Source organism: Flavobacterium enshiense DK69, assembly GCF_000498495.1.
GTDB classification, from domain to species: domain Bacteria; phylum Bacteroidota; class Bacteroidia; order Flavobacteriales; family Flavobacteriaceae; genus Flavobacterium; species Flavobacterium enshiense.
Genome location: NZ_AVCS01000041.1, coordinates 1 through 5,064, shown reverse-complemented (window position 1 = coordinate 5,064; position 5,064 = coordinate 1). Strand labels below are relative to the sequence as shown.

7 protein-coding genes are annotated in these 5,064 nt (G+C 32.6%); all 7 read right to left on the bottom strand.

All coding sequences use genetic code 11. The features are described from left to right. Window positions 1-247: 247 nt before the first annotated feature. The 7 genes from FEDK69T_RS15245 to FEDK69T_RS15215 all read right to left on the bottom strand — a co-directional run bounded on the left by FEDK69T_RS15245 (window position 248) and on the right by FEDK69T_RS15215 (window position 5,016). A complete protein-coding gene (locus FEDK69T_RS15245) occupies window positions 248-946 on the bottom strand; it encodes a hypothetical protein (RefSeq protein WP_035630986.1) in 699 nt (232 codons plus the stop codon). Between the two features lie 150 nt (window positions 947-1,096). Next, window positions 1,097-1,531: a hypothetical protein gene (locus FEDK69T_RS15240; RefSeq protein ID WP_023575093.1), complete on the bottom strand. Its 435-nt coding sequence runs from the start codon at window positions 1,529-1,531 to the stop codon at window positions 1,097-1,099. A 161-nt stretch (window positions 1,532-1,692) separates the two neighbouring features. Then, window positions 1,693-2,292 carry a hypothetical protein gene (locus tag FEDK69T_RS15235; protein ID WP_023575092.1) on the bottom strand — a complete coding sequence of 200 codons (600 nt, stop codon included), beginning with the start codon at window positions 2,290-2,292 and terminating at the stop codon, window positions 1,693-1,695. Between the two features lie 227 nt (window positions 2,293-2,519). Continuing rightward, complete coding sequence (locus FEDK69T_RS15230; RefSeq protein ID WP_023575090.1) at window positions 2,520-3,041, bottom strand: hypothetical protein; 522 nt, start codon at window positions 3,039-3,041, stop codon at window positions 2,520-2,522. 43 nt (window positions 3,042-3,084) lie between these two features. After that, a complete protein-coding gene (locus FEDK69T_RS15225) occupies window positions 3,085-3,747 on the bottom strand; it encodes a cation transporter (protein WP_035630987.1) in 663 nt (220 codons plus the stop codon). Between the two features lie 191 nt (window positions 3,748-3,938). Further along, complete coding sequence (locus FEDK69T_RS15220) at window positions 3,939-4,487, bottom strand: carboxypeptidase-like regulatory domain-containing protein (protein ID WP_035630988.1); 549 nt, start codon at window positions 4,485-4,487, stop codon at window positions 3,939-3,941. Between the two features lie 82 nt (window positions 4,488-4,569). Then, window positions 4,570-5,016: a hypothetical protein gene (locus FEDK69T_RS15215; RefSeq protein WP_023575087.1), complete on the bottom strand. Its 447-nt coding sequence runs from the start codon at window positions 5,014-5,016 to the stop codon at window positions 4,570-4,572. Window positions 5,017-5,064 lie beyond the last annotated feature (48 nt).

The window sequence follows — 5,064 nt, the reverse complement described above, 5'->3', positions numbered from 1 at the left end:
GTTTAGTTATTAAATTTCTCGTAGCAATTAAATTGTGGCATCCAGTTTTCACGTCTCGTCTCGTCGGTTGCCGTTAACGTCCCGCCGGCTTTATGCTGTAGCGGATTTTTTATTACTGATGTTTACAAATATACCGAAAAGTAGAAAGAAAAAACTTCTTTTTAAAGAAGAAAAATAAGCACTGACCAATCCAAAAAATCCCAAGCCCCGCTATAGCATAAAACCGCTGTTGTGCGTTGTATTTCTTTTAGTTGTGGTTTTTACATCCTAAAAATACAGATTGTTCATAGTTTTTTTCAATTGTTTTTTTATATAAAAATCTATTGCATTCTTCTTTTGTTGTAGCATAGTCTTTCAATTCTTTAAGCATATTGTCTACTTTTATTCTCCAATCTCTATACGCATTAGGTTTTGGTTCTAAATAAACTTCAAGAGTATATTCATCTATTAATTTTCTTTTTTTCTTTTGAGCTTCATTTAAAACAACCTTATGCCAGGTTATTAAGAAATCCTGCCGGTCTTTGAATTGTTTTTTTATTTTTTCTAATTCTTGTCTTATATATCTCGCTGTCCATTCTTCAATATCGAAAACCAATTTTTGTTGATTAACTCCAATAGTATCTTTAGTTAAAGCATAAGACATATTTTTATCAAAAACGGGAACAATAAATATTTTTCCCAAATCTTTATTTCGTTTTTTGTTATTAGTAGGAGAATCAATTATGATATTAATATTAGTTGCAGCACAGACGCAAAGTTTTACTTTTTCACAATACATTTCTGCATTTTCTTCTTTGGTGCCATCAAATTCAAAATCGTTAAGGTTCAAATTAATATTTGGTTGCCAATAGATATGTACACTGTCTTCTATTCTCTCTCTGTTTTGAGAAAAAACAAAACTGAAATTGAAGATTATTACTAATGATAAAAATTTTATTCGACTCATTTTTTTAATATAACGCACAACGTCCCGCCGGCTTTATGCAGTGGCGGTTTCCCACTCACGGAACTTCACAAATATACCGAAAAATTTCACAAAACATTCCAAAAAATCCCAAGCCCCGCCATTGCTTAAAACCGCTGTTAGCCGACGTTCTTACTTTATCTCCATTACAAAAATTCTATTTTCTATAGCTTTGAATGAATCAATTATTTTTTCTCTACTATTTAATTTTATTGTATCATGGGTAAAAATCGTTATGTTTTTAATAAACTTAAAATTAGGTTTATTGCCGCGATTTGAATCAATATTAAGAGAATCATTTGCTTCGATTTTAATTTCAGAAACCAGATTTACGGTATCTAAACTAATTAGCGTTCCACTTTTTTTCGCTAGGTATTTAAGATGAGGAACGATTTCATTTTGCTTCAATACTTTTTCAAAAGACTCTTTATCGTATTGTATTTTAACTTTTATGTCTTCGTTAGTTTTGTTAATTAAAATAGCAAAAGAAAATATATCACATGAATATATAAGTAGACATAAAATCGATAGAATTATAAGATTTGTTTTGGTTGCTATTTTTATCATGATTCTTATTTCCAGGCAGTTTTGTGAATGACGGCTAACGTCCCGCCAGCTTGCTGCAGGTGGGGGATTGTTTTCCCAAAAGTATCGATTTAAGATTAAGTTTACAAATACAAAACTAACTTTAAATTTTGCCCTAAAGCCCCACTTGCTGCAAACTGCTGTTATGAGCAGCCAATTGTGCAGTATAAAGTTTCACTATCATGAGAAGTTACAAATACTGGAATATTTGTCCATTCTGAATTGTTATTAAATTTTTCAAATGAAGCTTTGAATAATTCAAGAAGTCTAAGAGTAATTAAAAGCGCACAAAAATCACTAGCCATTTCCAGTCCTTCTATTTCCCACTTTTCATTAACCATATAATCTTCATAAACTTTTTGTAAATCTTCAAAGCCAGAAATAATCATTGCCATTTCAAAAAAATAATCATAATCAGCCAACCAATCGGTATCTTCAGAATCATTGCAAAATGTAAACGAAGCTCCAGTTGTGAACCACATATCATAGTTTATTGTAAAGCCGTTCATTTCTACATAAATGGCTTTTATCTCATCATCTAGATCCTCTTTAGATTTTTCTAACAAAGCATTTAAAAACTCATCAACATCATTCTTTAAATGAAGTAAATCTCTTCCGATAACTTTATGAAACTCAGTTTCACTAATTGTTTTAAATTTTGCTTCGGTTTCTTGAATGGCGTCTTGAATATTACCAGTTTTGACAATTTGGTTTATTTGATTTTCGAAATCGTAAAATTCCATAATGTAATTTTTAAGCTAATGTTTTGTTTTGGTTGCTCATAACGTCCCGCCGGCTTTGTGTCAGGCGGGGATTTTTATTACTGATGCTTACAAATATACCGAAAAGTTTGAAAGAAAAGACCTCACTTCGGAGAAGAAAGTGCAAGCACCGACCATTCCATTACACACCGGAACCCCGCTTGCACAAAACCGCTGTTAACGGCTGCCGTCTTTGAGTTCCTATATTTCTATTCACAGTAGGGAGTTTTTTCTCTGCAGTTAAGAGTTTTTACTTCGCAGTAAGGAGTTTTATCTCCGCAGTAAGGAGTTTTAACTTCGCAGTTAGGAGTTTTACATCCGCAGTTAGGAGTTTTATCTCCGCAGTTAAGAGTTTTAACTTCGCAGTTAGGAGTTTTACATCCGCAGTTAGGAGTTTTACATCCGCAGTTAGGAGTTTTACATCCGCAGTTAGGAGTTTTAACTCTGCAGTAAGGAGTTTTAACTTTGCAGTAAGGAGTTTTAACTCTGCAGTAAGGATTTTTAACTTTGTGGTAAGGAATTTTCCAGGTGCAGTTAGGAACTTTTTGGTTATCTATTTGTTTGTTACCGCTGTTTACCCGTCGCGTCACGTCGGTTGCCGTTAACGTCCCGCCGGCTTTATGCTGTAGCGGATTTTTATTACTGATGTTTACAAATATACCGAAAAGTGGAAAGAAAAAACTTCTTTTTAAAGAAGAAAAATAAGCACTGACCAATCCAAAAAATCCCAAGCCCCGCTATAGCATAAAACCGCTGTTATGTGCTGCCTTTTGATTAATTATTTTCATTTTCACATGAACAATGTTTATTACTTCTTGCTTTCTCAAAGCATTCTTTACCTTCTTTAAAAGCAAAATAAGCAATCCCAAGTGTTCCAAAACTGTCGATATAGGAAAAGTGAAAAAGTTCATGGATTCCACTGCTAATTAACAATATGATGGACATATAAACACAAACTTTTGTGCATTGTGCATCGGCAAGAATTGCTTCAGATTTTAGTTTTTTCCCAACTTTTGTTTTTCCAATTATTAAAGCCCACATTATAACTATCGAAATAATTGAAATTATTACTCCCCAAAATGTAGCATTAGGTTTATGATTACTGAGAATATTATAAACACTTGTTGCTACGAGTCCAATTGTAAGAATGAAAAATGAGAGCCCAGTAATTTTCAAAGCAGTTCTTTCAAAATCATCTCGATTACTATTTGGTTGTTGCTTAATGCGAATTATCATATGTGCAATTCCTAAACCAGAAATTGCTTCTATAAAACTATCAACTCCAAAACCAAATAATGCTAGGCTTTCGTCATCATAGCCAAAGTAGGTTGATATAATTCCTTCAAGTATGTTGTAAACAATGGTGAAAACTGCAAGTCCAAATGCTAACCTGTAAAGTTTGTTTCTTTCCTCTATTTGCATTTCGGTTGTTTCCATCCTTTTTTCGTACAGTTTTTGCAAGGTTGCACATAACGTCCCGCCGGCTTTGTGGCAGGTGGGGATTTTTATTACTGTTGCTCACAAATATACCGAAAAGTTTGAAAGAAAAAAGTTGAAAAATAGGAGAGAAGTGCAAACACTAACCATTACCGATAAATCCCCAAAACCCCACTTGCACAAAACCGCTGTTATGGGCTGGGCTTTTTGTCATTACTTAACCATGAAACAAATTGAATATCTCCACACGGATCAGAAGATTTAAATAATCCTTTTTCGTAAGCAGATTTATAAAGTGACTGTAAAGTTTGAAAACGCTTTTTTCTAATTCTTTCGACTTTTTTTGGTTTTGCAAAACAATGAGTTCCTGATAACAGTATTATTACTTCCAAATTACTGCAATTTGATTTTAAAATTACTGGTGTTCTTTCACAACCAATACAATCAAATTCTATTTTTTTAATATTCGGATTCAATTGAAGTTCAAAATTGCCATTTAAATCGGTCTGACCAATTCTAACCGAATCATTAATCATTATTTGTACACCAGGCATTGGTTCTAGTCCTTCTTCTAATACCTTTCCATGTATCAAACGAAGTTCTTGACCAAAACAATTTTGGATACAGAAAAGAACGAAAGTTAAAAATAACATTTTTTTCATCGTAATGTTTTTCAGCCTTGCCCATAACGTCCCGCCGGCTTTAAGAAGTTGGGGATTTTTGTTCCCGAACCATTCCATTAGGATTAAAGCCAAATATACAAAAAGACCATTCCATTATACACTCAAACCCCAATTTCTTAAAACCGCTGTTAGCGGTAGTTTATTTAATTTTCTCAAATTCTATATTTCCCAAACTTATTTCAAATTCAGCAGTTTTATCATAATAAACTTTAGAGTAAATAATCTTCTCAGTAGAAAAACTTTTAATTAAGAATCCACCTCCAATTAATTTTGAAAAATTACCTGTTATGTTTTTCTCGAAATTAAAAACTCTGAGTTTCGTTATAACATCTTCGTCTGTTTTGATTGATTCTTCGTTTAAAATGCTTTCATCATATTGTTCAATTAATAAGACTTCTTCTTTTTCAATTGCTAAAAAATTATTTGTAAAATATCCATTATGTATTTTCTCGCCATTGCTTGAATACAATTGAAAGATAAACTTCCAGTGATCTGCTTTAGGGTGAACTTCAGTAGGGTGTATAGCCTTGAACAATTTTAAATGAAGGATATTTTGAGGATTTAAATATATTATTTCGTCTTTCATTTCGTCTCGTCAAGTTAAATTACCGCTAACGTCCCGGGGCTTTGTGAA

What these genes read in the sequence shown, in the direction of transcription:
- FEDK69T_RS15220 (WP_035630988.1), bottom strand. Translation starts at nt 4,487, where the DNA reads ATGGAATGGTTCGGGAACAAAAATCCCCAACTTCTTAAAGCCGGCGGG.
- FEDK69T_RS15235 (WP_023575092.1), bottom strand. Translation starts at nt 2,292, where the DNA reads ATGGAATTTTACGATTTCGAAAATCAAATAAACCAAATTGTCAAAACT.
- FEDK69T_RS15225 (WP_035630987.1), bottom strand. Translation starts at nt 3,747, where the DNA reads ATGGAAACAACCGAAATGCAAATAGAGGAAAGAAACAAACTTTACAGG.
- FEDK69T_RS15240 (WP_023575093.1), bottom strand. Translation starts at nt 1,531, where the DNA reads ATGATAAAAATAGCAACCAAAACAAATCTTATAATTCTATCGATTTTA.
- FEDK69T_RS15245 (WP_035630986.1), bottom strand. Translation starts at nt 946, where the DNA reads ATGAGTCGAATAAAATTTTTATCATTAGTAATAATCTTCAATTTCAGT.
- FEDK69T_RS15215 (WP_023575087.1), bottom strand. Translation starts at nt 5,016, where the DNA reads ATGAAAGACGAAATAATATATTTAAATCCTCAAAATATCCTTCATTTA.